Below are 16,013 nucleotides of genomic sequence, written 5' to 3' on the forward strand. Positions count from 1 at the left end.
GGGCATCGTGTCAGTGCGCCGGGCACGGCGCACATCTATAGGGTGAAAGTCCCGAGCAGTGAAGTTGGGAGTAGCTGTTAGCCTATACGGCAAGGGTGTCCATCGCGAGGTGGAATCTGAAGGAAGCCTGCGGCAAACCGCCGAGCCGAGGAACACGAATCTCATAGGAGGCGGGCTGCGTAGAGTGAGTGTGCTGAAGAACACAAAGCTCATCCCAACACGGCAGCGCAGCACGTATATGAGGCGGCTACATGGCGGGAAAGATGTGCGTCTTACCCCGGGAGGTCCCTCACGACCGCCGGAGCCAAGCCAACCGCTCAGCGGGAGGGGAGGCAAGGGCGTGAGGGAAGTCAGCAGCGGCCATAGTAGGTGGCAACATCCCACCGAAGGGCCAAAGGCAAGTGAAAGGTCTCTCTGTGATCTCTGACCAACGCGATGACAACCGACCGCAGTTTACTGGCAGCGGCAGACCGACCGCAGGCTGGAGACCTTGTGAACCCTGCTACCCGGTATCCATGGATGATGTGTTGGACAGCGCCAATATGGCGGATGCATGGGGCCGGGTGCAGCGCAACAAAGGGGCCCCTGGCCCCGATACACGCACCATTGAAGAGACCGGGCACTTTCTGAAAGCGTCATGGCTGGAGCTCAAAGAAGCACTCCGGACAGGGACCTATCAGCCAGGGCCGGTCAGGACGGTTCACATCCCGAAAGGGAAAGGGAAGTACCGCATGTTGGGCATCCCCAACGTGGTGGACCGTCTGATCCAGCAAGCCATCCATCAAGTGCTCAGCCCTCACTACGAGAAGGATTTCTCACCTTCAAGCTACGGCTTCAGACCGGGCCGGAACGCCTGGCAGGCGATTGAGCAGGCCCATGACTACGTCAAGCAGGGCCACAACATCGTGGTCGACATCGACCTGGAGAAGTTCTTCGACCAGGTCAACCACGACATCCTGATGGCCAGGTTGGCGAAGCGGATTCCCGACAAGCGTTTGCTTGGCCTGATCCGCCGCTACCTGCAATCGGGGATGATGATGGGTGGTCTCGTCAGCCAGCGCGAGAAAGGCACGCCTCAGGGGTCTCCCCTGAGTCCCTTGCTCAGCAATATCCTACTCGATGATCTCGACAAGGAACTGGACGCCAGAGGCCATCGGTTCTGCCGATACGCCGATGACTGTCAGGTCTACGTCAAGAGTCGTCGGGCGGGTCGCCGGGTCAAGGAAAGCACGACCGCCTTTCTGGAGACACGGCTGAAACTCCCGGTGAACCGGAGTAAGAGTCGCGTCGTGGCCGCCTCGCGCAGCAGTTTCCTGGGATATGGCTTCCTTGGGATGGCCAACCCCCGGATCCGCTGCAGCACAGAGACGATCAAGCGCTTCAAGAGACGGGTCAAGCAACTGACCCGAGGACATGATCGAGAATCGATCGAGGTCAAGCTGGCCCGCCTCGACAAGTACCTCAGAGGCTGGACGAGCTACTTTCGGCTGGCGGAAACACGCCGGTTATTTGCCGACCTCGACAGCTGGATCCGAAGCCGTCTACGGATGTGCCTGATGAAACAGTGGTTCAAGCCGCGAACCCGGGTCAGGAAGATGATTCAACTCGGACTCCCGGTGGAGGAGGCCAAGGGGTACGGCCAGCACAAGCGCTGGTGGTTCCTGGCCCAGCTCCATCGAACACGATTCGCGATGAACAACCGTTGGTGGCACGCCCGAGGCTTCCGTGGTGTAAGTTTCTACATGAAACGGTTTGCCAACACTTGACCAACCGCCGTGGTACGGATCCGTTTGCCCGGTGGTGTGGGCGGACGGGGGCTAGCCCCCCTCCGACCCGATATCGGCAGGGAAAGCGCTTCGCCTCGAGGGGCGAAGCGCCGCTCTTCAGGCCTCCAGGCGGGTCACCCGGATCGGCATGCCCTGGCGCACGGCGGCGCCACTGATGGGCTCGAGCCAGGTGCCGTCGATACTGCGGGTCGGGTCCTTGAAGCCCAGGTCGTTGATGTTGATGCCGGCGCGCAGCCACTCGAGGTCGGGCTGGGACTCGCCGTCGATCACGTGGGGGGTGGCCCCCAGGTCGCGGTGGCCGTAGCCGTGCTCGATGCCCAGTGCGCCGGGCATCACGCCTTCGCCGACCAGTGCCAGGGCGACCACGCTGCCGCCGGGGCTCTCGATGCGGATGGTATCGCCGTGCTGGATGCCGAAGCGCTCGGCATCCTGGCGGTGCATCATCACCGGGTTGTAGGGCTTGATCATGCGCAGCCGCTCGAGACCGATGGCGTAGGAGTTCATCAGGTTGGACTTGAACGAGAACGCCAGCAGTGGCCAGTCCTCCTCTTTGAACACCTCGCGCATGGCGCGACCGTCGGCCAGCGGCGGCAGGGCATGGCGCGGCACGCCACGGTTGGGCTCGCCGGTCTGGGTGTTGATGCTGGTGCCCACCTGCTCGTTGTAGACGCACAGGGTGCGTTTCCAGGCGCTGGTGAGGTTCTCGCCCTTGAAGTGGTCCTTGAAGTCCTCGAAGCGACCGCCGCGGGCGTAGAGGTAGGCCACCGGGCCGCGCTCCTCGGGCTTGAGGGTGCGCTCCAGCCTGGGCAGCAGCGGGGCCAGGCCCGCGTGGGCGATGTCGCTCTCGTCGGCCGCGGGCAGCGCTTCACCCTGCATGGCCACGTTGGCGGCGGCGCGCAGGAAGAAGTCCTCGGCACGGTTGAGCGGGTGCAGGTTGCCATCGGCGTCGGGGATCGCCTCGTCGCCGAAGCCCGGCAGCCCGAGGCGCTTGGCGGTGGCGATGAAGAAGCTCTCCATGGAGACCGGCTCGCCTTCTTCGGTCTTCTGCTGGCGTGGCTCCACCACCGGCCAGCAGGCGGTAGTCATCTTGCCCAGAGTCCCTTTCCAGGAGCCGGTGAAGCCCCACACCTCATACATCACCGAGTCCGGCACGATGTAGTCGGCGTAGCGGTTGGTCTCGTTGAGGAAGCCGTCGACAGCGACGAATAGCCCCAGGCGTTTCGGGTCCTTGAGCTTGTCGGCGATCAGCCCCTCCAGGCCCGCCTGGCCGTAGATGGGGTTGGCCATGCAGCCGATCACGGCCTTGATCGGATAGGGGTAGCCGTCCAGCGCCGAGGGCAGGTGCTCGGTGAGGGTGGGCGGTGCCAGCGACCGCCAGGGAGCGCGGGCCGGGTAGGGGTTCTCGCCGGCGGCCACCTTGCGCTGGTACTCGGAGGATTTCTCGTAGGGGAAGCGCGAGCGGGAGAGGAAGACCCCCTTGGGGCCGCGCTTGCCAGGGAAGTTGGCCAGGTCGTAGCGGGGGCCGGTGCCGACGCCGTTGAACTGGCCGCCGCCAGCGGCGCTGCCGCCCTTGCGGTTGTGGTTGCCGGCCAGCACGTTGAGCATCTGCATGCCGAAGGCGGCGTAGAAGCCGTTGCCGGACATCATCCCGCCATGGGAGTTGGTTACCGCGCGGCGGCCGTGGCTGGCGAAGCGGGTGGCCATGTCGACGATGGTGGCCTCGGGGATGCCACAGTGCTCGGCATACTCGGCCAGGGTGTATTCGTTGGCGGACTCGCGCAGCAGCACCATGCTGCTCTTGACCCGCACGCTCTCGCCGTCGGCGAGTTCGACGTCGCGGTCGACGAACAGCTCGGCGGCCATGACATCGGTGCTCTTCGCCAGCTCGCCGTCAGCCACCACCATGGGCACGTCGGCGTCGCTGTCCGCCTCGGCCAGGCCCAGGTCGCTGGTGCGCAGGAAGCGGCCGCGGCGCGGGTGCGCATCGTCCGTGATCACCAGGTGGCTGGCATTGGTGTGGGTCGCCTCGCCGGCGGCCTCGGCGGCGGGCTGGCCGGGAAGCTCCAGGAACGCCTTGGCGTAGCCCTCGTGGTCGAGCAGCCACTGGATCATGGCCATGGCCAGGGCGCTGTCGGTGCCCGGACGGATCGGCACCCAGCGGTTGTGGTCGGCGGCGTGGGAAGCCGAGGCGTTGAGGCCCGGGTCCACCACCACATACTCCAGGGTGCCTTCGGCGCGCGCCTGGGCGATCAACCGCCCCTGGCGCTTGAAGGGGTTGCCGGCCTGGCTGGGGGCGGTGCCCACGTAGAGGATGAAGCGGGCGTTCTGGATGTCCGGCTTGGTGTGGGCATTCTTGGCCAGGTCATTCATCACCGCCCCCGAGCCCATGCGATAGGCCAGGCCGCAGTAGGAACCGTGGTGGCCGTAGTTGCGGGTGCCGAAGGCGTTGAAGGCGAAGCGCTTGAGCAGCGCGGAGCGGCCGTAATCGGTGGCCTCCATCACCATCAGCTGGTTGGCCTTCGGGCCGTACTCGGGGTTCTCCGGGTCGATGGGGGTATCGACGTCGTGGATGGCGCGCAGGCCATCCACATGGCCCTCGCCGAACAGGTCGCCACCCTCGCAGATCTCCTCGATGACCTGCTCGAAGGGCACCTTCTCCCATTCGCGGCTGCCGCGCCCGCCGACCCGCTTGAGGCAGTGGGTGACGCGGAAGGGGCTGTCGATCTGCGCCATCATGGCGTTGCCGCGGGCGCAGGCGGTGGAGCGGTTCTGCTGGCCCTGGTCGCCATAGGCGCTCAGCCCGCGCAGGGCCTCGACCACCGGGGTGCGCATGGGCAGGTGCTCGTCGGAGGAGAGCGGGTTGTAGGGGTTGCCGGAGACGCGCAGCACCTGGTCGGTGGCGTTGTCGACGCGCACCCGCACGCCGCATTTGGTGGTGCAGCCGTAGCAGACGGTGAAGGCCACGCGCTGGTCGGGGTTGAGGGTCAGCTCGCCGCTCACGGGGTCGACGGTGTACTCCGGTGCCAGGGAGTTGCCGTGGATGCGGTGCGCGGGCTTCTCGCCGGCGCTGCCGGTGACGCCCTTGGCCATCTTGACCAGCGGGTCGGAGTAGCCGGCGGCGAAGGTGGCGGCACCGCCGGCGGCGGCGCCCTTGAGGAAGCGGCGACGTGAGGTGTCGGGTGACTTAGCCATGACGGAGGGCTCCTTCGACGTCAGGATGTTCGGGGGAGGCGTCGGCGGTGCTGCCGCCCTGGGCGGCCTGGCGCCACGGCACTAAGAGGTCGATCAGCAGGATGGCGGCGAGCCACAGGCCGAAGGTACCGACGATGCCGAGGATGCCGGACGAGCCGGCGGGGATGCCGTAGTGGTGGAAGCCGGCGCTGTGGCGGGCCACGGTCTGCACGTCCATCAGCACCACCCAGCGGAACATCCAGCCGACGTGCAGGGCCACCAGGCCGAGCACCCAGGCCCAGGCGTAGAGTGCCGGGTGGCGTGAAGCGGGGCGAGTGAGCAGGTAGAGCACGGCGCCGAACAGGACCAGGCCGGTGAGGCCACCCCACAGGGCGGTGCTGCGCCACTCGGCGCTGTCGCGCACAGATTCCATTGCCGCGGCCACGGAGCCGACGTTGGCATTGATGCCGTCGAGGAACCAGCTGCCGGCGACGAGTCCGGCCACCAGGCAGGCCCCCAGCATCACCTTGAGCATCTGCCGACTGACCGTGGTGCTGCGCTCACCGGCCACGCGGTTGAGCACAAGGATCAGGCCGGTGGCGGCGATGAAACCGGTGGCCACGAACATCGGCGGCAGCCACACCGTGTGCCACAGCGGGCGGGCCTTGACGATGGCCACCTCGGCGCCGGTGTAGAGCATGATGCCGGTGGAGAGGGCCAGGGTACCGAGGCCCACCAGCACCACCAGGGCGCGCGGGGTAGGGGCGTCGCCCAGCGACAGCCAGCGGGCCACGAAACCGGCGATGCCGGGGGCCTGGCGATGGGCCTGCAGCGCCGGACGCCAGGCGAGCCAGGCCAGCACGATCACGCCCACCACGTAGAGGGGCAGTACCAGGCTGCCGACGGACATCCAGGAGTGGCTGTTGGCGTAGGCGTAGAAGTGCCAGAAGCGCAGTGGCTGGTGCAGGTCGGCGAGCAGGGCTACCGGTGCCACCAGGGTGGTGGTCAGGCAGGCGAGCAGCGCCAGGCGTGCGGTGGGTAGCCAGGCTTTCTTGCCGAACACCAGCGCCGGGGCGGCCAGCCACAGGGTGGCGTAGGAGAGTGCGATCATGAAGAAGTACTGCACCGCCCAGGGGTACCAGGCGATGTCGTAGCGCGGGGCGAGCAGCTCAATGGCGGAATTCATAGCCCATCTCCTGGCCGTGGGGATCGAGGACTTCCAGGGCGACCGGCTCGGCGTCGGGGCGAGTCACGAAGCGCTCGTCCATGCCGAGGTAGAAGACCTGGGGCAGGGTGTTCTTCTCCGGCTGCAGCACCATCAGCTCGTTGCGGTGCTCGGCGATCATGCGGCTGATCTGACTCTCCGGATCACGCATGTCGCCGATGATCCGCGCGCCGCCCACGCAGCTCTCCACACAGGCCGGCAGCAGGCCGGCTTCCAGCCGGTGGGCGCAGAAGGTGCACTTGTCGGCGGTCTGGGTGCGCTCGTTGATGAAGCGGGCGTCGTAGGGGCAGGCGTTGACGCAGTAGGCGCAGCCCACGCAGCGGTCGCTGTCGACCACCACGATGCCGTCCTGGCGCTGGAAGGTGGCCTCCACCGGGCAGACCGGCACGCAGGGCGGGTTCTCGCAGTGGTTGCACAGGCGCGGCAGCATGAAGGTGGCGACCTCACCGGTCTCCTGGTGCTCTACCTCGTACTGGGAGACGGTGGTGCGGAAGCTGCCCAGCGGGGCGGCGTTCTCGATATGGCACGACACGGTGCAGGCCTGGCAGCCGATGCACTGGCGCAGGTCGATGAGCATGCCGTAGCGCTTGCTGGGATCGCCTTCTCGACGGGGGGGCTGCTGGTTGATGCCGGCGCTGGCAACGCTGGAGAGCGGTATCAGGGCGGCACCCGCACTGAGGCGGGCCAGCTGGCCGAGAAGGGTGCGGCGAATGGGGTCCATGGCGCCTCCGGTGGCCTGGGTGGGGCGGAATCGTCCGCGCATTCAAGAGGTAAATCTGATACCGGAAGGCTACCTGCGACCAAGGTATATGGACTTGATGTCGGTCAATAGATTGTTGGCAAGCGCTTAATGCTCGCGTAATGATGTGCAAGCCAATGAATATCTGGGTTTTTTTCGGCGAGTCGGCAGGACAAAAAACGCCCTGCCGGCGGGGCAGGGCGTTCGCTGTTCGGGGCGCGTTGCGTGATGCGTGGCCGGGCGGCCTAGTGGGTGGCCCCCTGCTGCTCGATGGTGCGATGCACGAGGCGTAGCTCATCGATGGAGAGGTGCTCCAGCTTCCCCGCGAGGAGGTCGCTGATCTTCTGCATCGGCAGCCCGGCGCGGCGAGCGATCTCGCGGCTGCCGAGGTCTGACACGGCGATCAGCCGGGTCACGATGCGCATGAGGCGTGTACGTTGTTCCAGGTCCCTGACGTCGAGGTCAGGGCTGCTTCGCGGGGGGTCAAGAAGTTCCGCGGATCGGGACTGTCGTGCCGTGCTCATGATGCTCCATTGGGCGGTTGCGACAGCCACACTATGGCGGCTAGACGACGTTTTTGCCAGTGTCGATTGCATGCTGCTTTCGTGGCAGGTGTCGGTTCCCCCCGGCGGGGAGTGCCGTGCAATATTCTTTTCGACTAAATGAGAATAGAAGGTATCACTGTTTTGTCTGAAGTCCCGCAATCTCGGGGGTTCGGCTGGGCGTCGACGAATGTCTATCATCAAGAATATCGAACATCCTTGCTGTCAGACCCCGGGTTGCCTATTTTGTCGACGTTACGTGAAAACAAAGTTTTTAAGACAAAAAGACAACTATCGAGGATCTCATGACTCAAGATGCCACGACCTCACAGGGTCAGCTGTCGCGTGTGCTGGCCCGCAAGGATGTCCTCGCCCTGGCCTTCGGTGCCATGATCGGCTGGGGCTGGATCGTGCTGACCGGCAGCTGGATCCAGTCTGCCGGCAGCCTCGGGGCGATCACCGCCTTCCTGGTTGGTGGGCTGATCATCGTGCTGGTGGGCCTCACCTACGCCGAGCTGGCCTCGGCGATGCCCCAGGTGGGCGGCGAGCACGTCTACAGCTATCGCGCCATGGGGCACTTTGCCTCCTTCCTGTGCACCTGGGCAATCACCCTGGGCTATGTCAGTGTGGTGGCCTTCGAGGCCGTGGCGCTGCCCACGGTGGTGGAGCACCTCTTCCCGAACTACGCGGTGGGGCACCTCTGGACCATTACCGGCTGGGAGGTGAAGGCTACCTGGGTGGCGGTCGGCGTGGCCGGCTCGCTGGTGATGATGTGGATCAACTACATCGGCGTACGCACCGCAGCCCTGGTGCAGAAGGTGGTGACCCTGCTGATCCTGGCAGTGGGCATCTTGTTCATCACCGGTGCCCTCTTCCAGGGCAGCACCGCGACCATGCAGCCGCTGTTCAGCGTCGAGGAGGGCGTGATGGGTGGCATCATGATGGTGATCATCATGGTTCCCTTCATGTTCGTCGGTTTCGACGTGATTCCCCAGGCCGCCGAGGAGATCAACCTGCCGTTCCGCGAGATCGGTCGGGTGCTGATGATCTCGGTGATCCTGGCGGTATTCTGGTATGCCTTCATCATCCTCGGTACCTCGCTGATGCTCGACAGCGAGGCGCTGGGTGCCAGTTCGCTGGCGGTACCGGATGCCATGCAGGCGGCCTTCCAGGCACCCTGGGCCGGCAACCTGATGATCCTGGCAGGTATCGCCGGCATCATCACCAGCTGGAATGCCTTCTACATCGGCGGTTCCCGGGCCATCTATGCCCTGGCGCACTCGGGCATGCTGCCCGCCTGGCTGGGCAAGCTGCACCCGACCTACCGCACGCCCACCAATGCCATCCTGGTGATGGGAATCCTCTCCGCCATCGCGCCCTTCTTCGGCCGTCCGGCACTGGTGTGGCTGGTGGTAGCAGGCGGCCTGGGCATCGTCATCGCCTACCTGTTCGTCTCGCTCTCTTTCGTGTTGTTGCGTCGCCGCGAGCCGGAGATGGAGCGTCCCTTCAAGGTCCGCCAGGGAAAGCTGGTGGGTGCCCTGGCGGTGCTGCTCTCCCTGGGACTGACCGCCATGTACCTGCCGGGAAGCCCCTCGGCGCTCTCCGCCATCGAGTGGGCAATCTTTGCCGGCTGGATGATGATCGGCCTGGCACTCTATGCCTGGTCCCGCGCCCGCTACGGCACCGCCTACAGCGACAGCATGATGCAACGCGAGCTGGCCGGGGCGGACCCCTACCAGGGCCGCTGAGTCTCGCTGGCACCCCGTCCTGCCACCCCGAACCCCGGCCCTTGCGCCGGGGTTCGGGGTTTTCGGGCGCGCCGTGCCGTGACTCTGTGTCAATCATTCCTTTTAATGTTGATAAAATATAAAAACGTAGATATTTTTAAGTGGCAAGTCCACAAGCCCCTGAGACCCTGACATGACCGTACTGACCCAGCTCCCCGATACCGCCATGCCGTTGCCCGCTGATATCCGCGGCTTCACGCTGGCGCCTTCTGTCCAGTCGTCGCGCCTGCTGCAGTTGACCATCTCGCGTGACGTGGTCGAGGCTTTCCTGGCCGACGTCGCCGAATGGCCGGTGCAGGCGCTGGAGTACAAGTCGATGCTGCGCTTCCGTGTGGCGAAGATCCTTGACGATCTTTGCGACAACACCCTGCAGCCGGTATTGGTGAACACTCTGGTGGATCGTGCCACCGGTGGCTTCCAAGTGGTGCCGGAGGGGCTGGATCGTGTCGAGCAGGCCGACGACATGGTCAAGCTGGCCACCGCGGTGGCGCACCTGATGGGGCGTTCCAACTACGATGCTATGAGCGGCCAGTTCTATGCCCGCTTCGTGGTGAAGAACGTCGACGACTCCGACAGCTACCTGCGCCAGCCGCACCGGGTGATGGAGCTGCACAACGACGGTACTTTCGTCGAGCAGGACACCGACTACGTGCTGATGATGAAGATCGACGAGCAGCACATGGAGGGCGGCAACTCGCTGTTGCTGCATCTGGACGACTGGGAAGACCTCGAGCGTTTCTATGCACACCCGCTGGCTCACCGCCCGATGCGCTGGACCGCACCGCCCAGCAAGAACGTGACCCGGGACGTCTTCCACCCGGTGTTCGATGTCGACCGCGAAGGCCGCCCGGTCATGTCCTATATCGTCCAGTTCGTGCAGCCGAAGGACTTCGAGGAGGGCAACTGGCTGACCGACCTCTCCGAGTCGCTCGAGAACAGCCCGGCGATCCTCTCGGTGCCCAACCCGGTCGGGAGCTTCCTGCTGATCAACAACCACTTCTGGTTGCACGGCCGGGATCGCTTCACGCCGCACCCGGAACTGCGTCGTGAGCTGATGCGTCAGCGCGGCTACTTCACCCATGCTAGGACCTTGCGCAATCCCCGCCAGTCTTGAGAAGAGCGAGCTTTGGCGTCGCGACCCGACCGACGGGTTAGACTGACGAGGCCACGTCGTGAACACGACGTGGCCGTGTGATTGGAGGAGCGAGGACGGCATGCACGATTTCATCATCATCGGTGGCGGCATCCTGGGGATGTCCACCGCCATGCAGCTCAAGCAGGCCTACCCCGACAGCAGGATGCTGCTGCTGGAGAAGGAGTCCGGCCCGGCCCGCCACCAGACCGGCCACAACAGCGGGGTGATCCACGCCGGGGTCTACTACACCCCGGGTAGCCTCAAGGCGCGCTTCTGTCTGGAGGGCAACCGCGCCACCAAGGCGTTCTGCGACGAGCACGGCATCGCCTACGACACCTGCGGCAAGCTGCTGGTGGCGACCAGCGAACTCGAGATGCAGCGCATGGAGGCGCTGTGGGAGCGTACCGCCGCCAACGGCCTTACTCGCGAGTGGCTCTCCGCCGGAGCCCTGGCCGAGCGCGAGCCCAATATCACCGGGCTCGGCGGGATCTTCGTGCCCTCCAGCGGCATCGTCGACTACGCCGCGGTGACCCGGGCCATGGCCGCCGAGTTTGAACGGCTGGGTGGCGAGATCCGCTACGACGCCGAGGTCAGCGCCCTCGAGGAGCGCCGCCAGGAGGTGGTGGTGACCAGCGGCGCCGGCGAGTTCACCGGGCGCTACTTGGTGACCTGCTCGGGGCTGATGGCCGACCGCGTGGTGCGCATGCTCGGCCACGACCCGGGGTTCACCATCTGTCCCTTCCGCGGCGAGTACTATCGGCTGCCGGACCGCCTCAGCCGTATCGTCAACCACCTGATCTACCCGATCCCCGATCCCTCCATGCCGTTCCTGGGCGTGCATCTGACGCGGATGATCGACGGCAGTGTCACCGTGGGCCCCAATGCGGTGCTGGCCTTCAAGCGCGAGGGGTATCGGCGGCGCGACGTATCCCCACGGGACCTGGCACAGATGCTGACCGATCCCGGGATCCTCAGGGTGCTGGGCCGCAACCTGCGCCCGGGGCTTCAGGAGATGAAGAACTCCCTGCACCGGCGCGGCTATCTCGAGCTGGTGCGCAAGTACTGCCCCAGCCTGACCCTCGATGACCTCGAGCCGTGGCCGGCCGGCGTGCGCGCCCAGGCGGTGTCGCGGGATGGCAGGCTGGTGGACGATTTCCTGTTCGTGAACACCCGTCGGACCCTCAACGTGGGCAACGCGCCGTCGCCTGCGGCCACCTCGGCACTGCCCATCGGGGCGCACATCGTCGAGCAGGTGAAGGCCATGGTGGAGGGCTGAAACCGCGCCGCGACCATGGTGGCATTGCCGAAATTCCCGGAAAACGTAGAAATCAGGGGGTTGGGCTCTCACGCTGCTCGCGTGCTAGCTTGAGTCTGGACGTCGACCCGGCGTCGACAATGACAATACGACAACCTGGTTCCAGGACCGGAGGAATGCCATGAAAGCCATGAAGTATGCCGTCGCCGCCTCGCTGATCGCGACGGCCCCGCTGGCGTCTGCCCAGCAGCTCTCCATTGCCACCGGCGGTACCGGCGGCACCTACTACCCGCTGGGCGGTGGCCTGGCCGAGATGATCGGCAAGCACCTCGAGGGTTACGAGGCCGTGGCCGAGGTCACCGGCGCCTCGGTGGAAAACATGGGCCTGGTGTGGCGCGGCGACTCCGACCTCGCCCTGGCCCTGGCCGATACCGTCTACCAGGCCTACAGCGGAACCGGCGACTTCGAGGGCCGCCAGCTCGAGAACATCCGCGCACTGGCCTCGGTCTACCCCAACGCCGTGCAGCTCGTCACCCTGGCCGACTCCGGCATCGAGAGCCTCTCCGATCTCGAGGGCGAGGTGGTCTCGGTGGGGGCGCCGGGCAGCGGTACCGAGCTCAATGCCCGGGCGCTGCTCGAGGCCAATGGCATCAGCTACGATGACTTCGACCCGCGGCGCCTGAACTTCAACGAGACCGCCGACGCCATCCGCGACGGTGACATCGCCGCCGGCTTCTGGAGCGTGGGGCCGCCCACCAGCTCGATCATGAACCTGGCGACGACTCGCGATATTCGCCTGATCGGCCTCAGCGACGAGGAAGTGGCTAATGCCCGCGAGGAGGTCTCGGTGTTCGCCCCCTACGAGCTGCGTGCCGGCCTCTACGAGGGCATGGAAGAGGGCGTGCAGACCATCGGCATTCCCAACGTGCTGGCGGTGAGCAGCGAGATGGACGAGGAACTCGCCTACCAGATCACCAAGATGCTCTTCGAGCGCACCGACGAGCTGATCGAGGTGCACCCGGCTGCCAACGACACCACCGTTGAGTTCAGCGTCAACTCCACGCCGATCGCCTTCCACCCCGGCGCCCTGCGCTACTACGAGGAGATCGGCGCCGAGGTCCAGGATCACCAGCGTCCCTGAGTGATGCGTGACTTGCACCTGACAGCAGGGCGGGCCTGGCTGCCCGCCCTGCTGCTGTGTACGGGCCTCGTCCTGGCCAGCCCGGCGGCGGGCCAGGACGAGGCCCGCCTCGAGGTGATCGACAAGCGAGGCGAGACTCTGGTGACTCTGCCCATGCCCGAGGGCGAGGGCTGGTGCCTGGAGTGGAACCACTCGGTGGAGGGGTTCCCGGTGCTCGACTGCTATCGGCATCGCCGCGGGCGCATGGTGCTCGAGCGCAGCCACCTGCCCGACTTCGCCGCGGGGCTCGACCATGTCCCCGGCCGCGGCCGCCAGATCTCGGACGGCGAGGGTGGCTACTGGATCGAGGAGCTCGACGAGCCGGTGCCGGGCAACGCCTATCGTCTGCGGGTGGGCGGCCCTGCCGTCGACCACCGCCTGGTGGTGGACGACGAGCGCATCAGCCTCAGTCGGTTGGCGGCAGACCAGCCGGTCACCGTGCGCCTGGTTTCATCTGAATAAGCCTTCTCCTGAATGAATCTTCACCTGGACTGACTAATGAGTGAATCGGGCAATTCCCCCATCGTCCCCGGCAGCCAGGCGAACCATGCCCGGCCGGTGCTGTGGCTGATCACCCTGGTGGCGGTGGGCCTGTCGCTGTTCCAGCTCTACTCCGCCGGCATCGAGCCGCTGGGGCTGTTCTACCAGCGCAGCATCCACCTGATGCTGATCATGATGCTGGCCTTCCTGATGTTTCCGGTGTTCGGCCCGCGGCGGCCGCGCGGGATCGTCGGCTGGCTGCTCGACGCCACCTTCTTCGCCGGGGCCCTGGTGACCGGCGGCTATCTGGTGCTCTACCTCGACGAGATCATCAACCGTGCCGGCTTCTGGAGCCAGACCGACATCGTGGTCGGCTGTATCGCCACCGTTACCGTGCTGGAGGCGGCGCGCCGGGCGGTGGGCCTGGGTATGACGGTGATCGGGGTGATCGCGCTCCTCTACGCCTTCGCCGGTCCGCGCGGGGACCTCCCCTGGCTGGGGCAGTGGCTGCCCGGCATCCTGGAGCATCGCGGCTACAGCCTGGACCGCCTGGTGGGCCAGCTCTACCTGGGGCAGGAGGGCATCTTCGGCCTGCCCATGGGGGTGGCGGCCACCTATATCTTCATCTTCGTGCTGTTCGGCGCCTTCCTCGAGATCACCGGCGCCGGCAGGTTCTTCATCGACCTTGCCTATGCCGCCACCGGTCGCCAGCGTGGCGGGCCGGCCAAGGCCGCGGTGATCGCCTCGGCGGGGATGGGGTCGATCTCCGGCAGTGCCATCGCCAACGTGGTGACCACCGGCGCCTTCACCATTCCGCTGATGAAGCGCCTGGGCTACAAGCCCCACCAGGCCGGCGGCATCGAGGCGGCGGCCTCCACCGGCGGGCAGATCATGCCGCCGCTGATGGGGGCCGGCGCCTTCCTGATCGCCGAGTACACCCGGATGCCCTATCTGGAGGTGGTCAAGGTCAGCATCCTGCCGGCGATCATGTACTTCGGCACCGTCTACCTGTTCGTGCATATCATCGCCCTCAAGCAGGGTATGCAGGGGATGGCGAGGAGCGAGCTGCCCCAGATGCGCGACGTGATGCGCTACGGCTGGCACTTCCTGCTGCCGCTGGCGGTGCTGGTGTGGCTGCTGGTGATGAACATGTCGCCGATGCGGGTGGGCTATTTTGCCATCCTTACCATGCTCGCCGTGGCGGTACTGCGCTTCCTGGTGTGGTTCTTCCTCGTGGCGCCGAAACAGGGTGAGCCGGTGACCGGGGAGCGGCTCCTTGCCGCCAGCCGCAGTGGACTGGTGAAGCTGCTCGGTGGTCTGGAGCTGGGCGCGCGCAATGCCGTGGCGGTCTCCATGGCCTGCGCGGTGGCGGGCATCATCGTCGGTGTGGTGGGGCTGACCGGCCTGGGGCTGAAGTTCTCCTCCATGATGCTGGCCTTCTCGGGGGGCAACCTGCTGCTGGCGCTGATCATGGTGCTGCTGGCCAGCCTGGTGCTGGGCATGGGCCTGCCGGTGACCGCCAGCTATATCGTGCTGATCGTGCTGGTGGGGCCGGCGCTCACCGCGGAGTTCGGCGTACCGCTGCTGATCGCCCACCTGGTGGTGTTCTGGTACTCCCAGGACTCCAACGTCACGCCACCCATCGCCCTGGCCGGTTTCGCCGGAGCGGCCATCGCCGGGGCCAAGCCGATGGAGACGGGCTTCCAGGCCTGGAAGTTCGCCAAGGGGCTCTACCTGATCCCGCTGTTCATGGTCTACAACCCGGAGATCATCATGGGCGGGCCCTGGCCACTGCTGATCTGGACGGCATTGACCGGCTTCCTGGCCCTGGCGGCCTTCGCTGCGGCGCTGGAGGGGTACCTGTTCGCCCGCATGGGCTGGGCGCTGCGGGCCCTGCTGCTGCCGGCCATCGTGGCGGTGTTCTACCCCAGCCTGATGGTGGAGGCGGCGGGTGCCGCGGTGATGCTGGCGGTGATCGTCGGCAACTGGCTGGCGAGCCGGCGGGACGCGACGGCCTGACACACGAAGGCCCGCCTGGAGAACCGGGCGGGCCTTCGTTGGGAGAGAGGCTTACTGGTTGGAGGTCTCGGCCTCGACTTCGGCTTCTGCGGAGACTTCCGCGGCCTCATCGCTACCCGAAGCCATCTCCTTGGCGCTCTCGACCAGTTCGTCGGTCTTCTCGCGGGCGGCATCCACGGCATCGGCGGTGGCATCACGTGCGGAGTCGACCGCATCGGCGGTGGCATCACGGGCGGCATCCAGGGCGCTCTCGGTCTCGTTGGCGGCCTCTTCGCCCGCGGCTTCGGCGCTCTCCGCTGCCTCGCTGGCCTCCTGGGCGGCTTCGTCACCCGCCGCGTCCAGAGCTTCACCCGCTTCCTCGGTGGCCTGTTCTGATTCGGCAGCGGCCTCGTCCAGGGCCTGCCCGGACTCATCGGCAGCCTCGTCCAGAGCCTCTTCGGTCTCGGCGGCGGCTTCGTCCAGGGACTCTTCGGTCTCGGCAGCGGCCTCGTCCATGGCTTCGCCGGCTTCGTCGGCGCTCTGCTGGAGCTCCTGCTCGGTGGTTTCCTCCTGCTGGGTGGTCTCTTCGCTGTCGGAGTCGCAGCCGACGAGCAGCAGGGAGCCGGCGAGTACCGCGGTAAAGATCAGGGAACGCTTCATTGTCTGTCTCCTTGGTGGCTTCCAGATGGGCTTCTCCTTGCTGCCCATTCACCA

At 66.1% G+C, this 16,013-nt stretch carries 12 protein-coding genes; 7 read left to right on the forward strand and 5 right to left on the reverse strand.

The annotated features are described in order from the left end of the window. Positions 1–527: 527 nt before the first annotated feature. Positions 528–1,766, forward strand: coding sequence for a group II intron reverse transcriptase/maturase (ltrA, locus tag ACJ7IV_RS03400; RefSeq protein WP_483865765.1), 1,239 nt, complete (start codon positions 528–530; stop codon positions 1,764–1,766). 117 nt (positions 1,767–1,883) lie between these two features. Here ltrA and ACJ7IV_RS03405 read toward each other — a convergent pair whose 3' ends face one another. From ACJ7IV_RS03405 to ACJ7IV_RS03420, 4 genes are all read right to left on the reverse strand, one after another. Next, entirely contained in the window at positions 1,884–4,979 is a 3,096-nt protein-coding gene (locus ACJ7IV_RS03405; RefSeq protein ID WP_483865766.1) for a molybdopterin dinucleotide binding domain-containing protein, read from the reverse strand. Next, complete coding sequence (gene nrfD / locus ACJ7IV_RS03410; RefSeq protein WP_483865767.1) at positions 4,972–6,144, reverse strand: NrfD/PsrC family molybdoenzyme membrane anchor subunit; 1,173 nt, start codon at positions 6,142–6,144, stop codon at positions 4,972–4,974. Before nrfD ends, ACJ7IV_RS03405 begins: the two co-directional genes overlap by 8 nt. Next, positions 6,128–6,904 (reverse strand): sulfate reduction electron transfer complex DsrMKJOP subunit DsrO, encoded by a 777-nt coding sequence (dsrO, locus tag ACJ7IV_RS03415; protein ID WP_483865768.1) that lies wholly within the window; start codon positions 6,902–6,904, stop codon positions 6,128–6,130. Before dsrO ends, nrfD begins: the two co-directional genes overlap by 17 nt. A gap of 263 nt (positions 6,905–7,167) precedes the next feature. Continuing rightward, positions 7,168–7,665 (reverse strand): XRE family transcriptional regulator, encoded by a 498-nt coding sequence (locus ACJ7IV_RS03420; protein WP_483865769.1) that lies wholly within the window; start codon positions 7,663–7,665, stop codon positions 7,168–7,170. Positions 7,666–7,769: 104 nt separating this feature from the next. Here ACJ7IV_RS03420 and ACJ7IV_RS03425 point away from each other — a divergent pair, with 104 nt between their 5' ends. The 6 genes from ACJ7IV_RS03425 (at position 7,770) to ACJ7IV_RS03450 (ending at position 15,320) form a co-directional block, all read left to right on the forward strand. Next, complete coding sequence (locus tag ACJ7IV_RS03425; protein WP_483865770.1) at positions 7,770–9,212, forward strand: APC family permease; 1,443 nt, start codon at positions 7,770–7,772, stop codon at positions 9,210–9,212. A 172-nt stretch (positions 9,213–9,384) separates the two neighbouring features. Then, positions 9,385–10,365, forward strand: a complete 981-nt coding sequence (glaH, locus tag ACJ7IV_RS03430; protein WP_483865771.1) for a glutarate dioxygenase GlaH — start codon at positions 9,385–9,387, stop codon at positions 10,363–10,365. Positions 10,366–10,465: 100 nt separating this feature from the next. After that, positions 10,466–11,662: an L-2-hydroxyglutarate oxidase gene (gene lhgO / locus ACJ7IV_RS03435; protein WP_483865772.1), complete on the forward strand. Its 1,197-nt coding sequence runs from the start codon at positions 10,466–10,468 to the stop codon at positions 11,660–11,662. Positions 11,663–11,822: 160 nt separating this feature from the next. Continuing rightward, positions 11,823–12,782, forward strand: coding sequence for a TAXI family TRAP transporter solute-binding subunit (locus ACJ7IV_RS03440; RefSeq protein ID WP_483865773.1), 960 nt, complete (start codon positions 11,823–11,825; stop codon positions 12,780–12,782). A 3-nt stretch (positions 12,783–12,785) separates the two neighbouring features. Continuing rightward, positions 12,786–13,283, forward strand: coding sequence for a DUF1850 domain-containing protein (locus ACJ7IV_RS03445; protein WP_483865774.1), 498 nt, complete (start codon positions 12,786–12,788; stop codon positions 13,281–13,283). Positions 13,284–13,319: 36 nt separating this feature from the next. Continuing rightward, a complete protein-coding gene (locus tag ACJ7IV_RS03450; RefSeq protein WP_483865775.1) occupies positions 13,320–15,320 on the forward strand; it encodes a TRAP transporter permease in 2,001 nt (666 codons plus the stop codon). A 51-nt stretch (positions 15,321–15,371) separates the two neighbouring features. Here the strand turns inward: ACJ7IV_RS03450 and ACJ7IV_RS03455 are convergent, their stop codons facing one another. Beyond that, positions 15,372–15,959: a hypothetical protein gene (locus ACJ7IV_RS03455; RefSeq protein ID WP_483865776.1), complete on the reverse strand. Its 588-nt coding sequence runs from the start codon at positions 15,957–15,959 to the stop codon at positions 15,372–15,374. Positions 15,960–16,013 lie beyond the last annotated feature (54 nt).

Source organism: Halomonas sp. C10-5 (genome assembly GCF_057169305.1).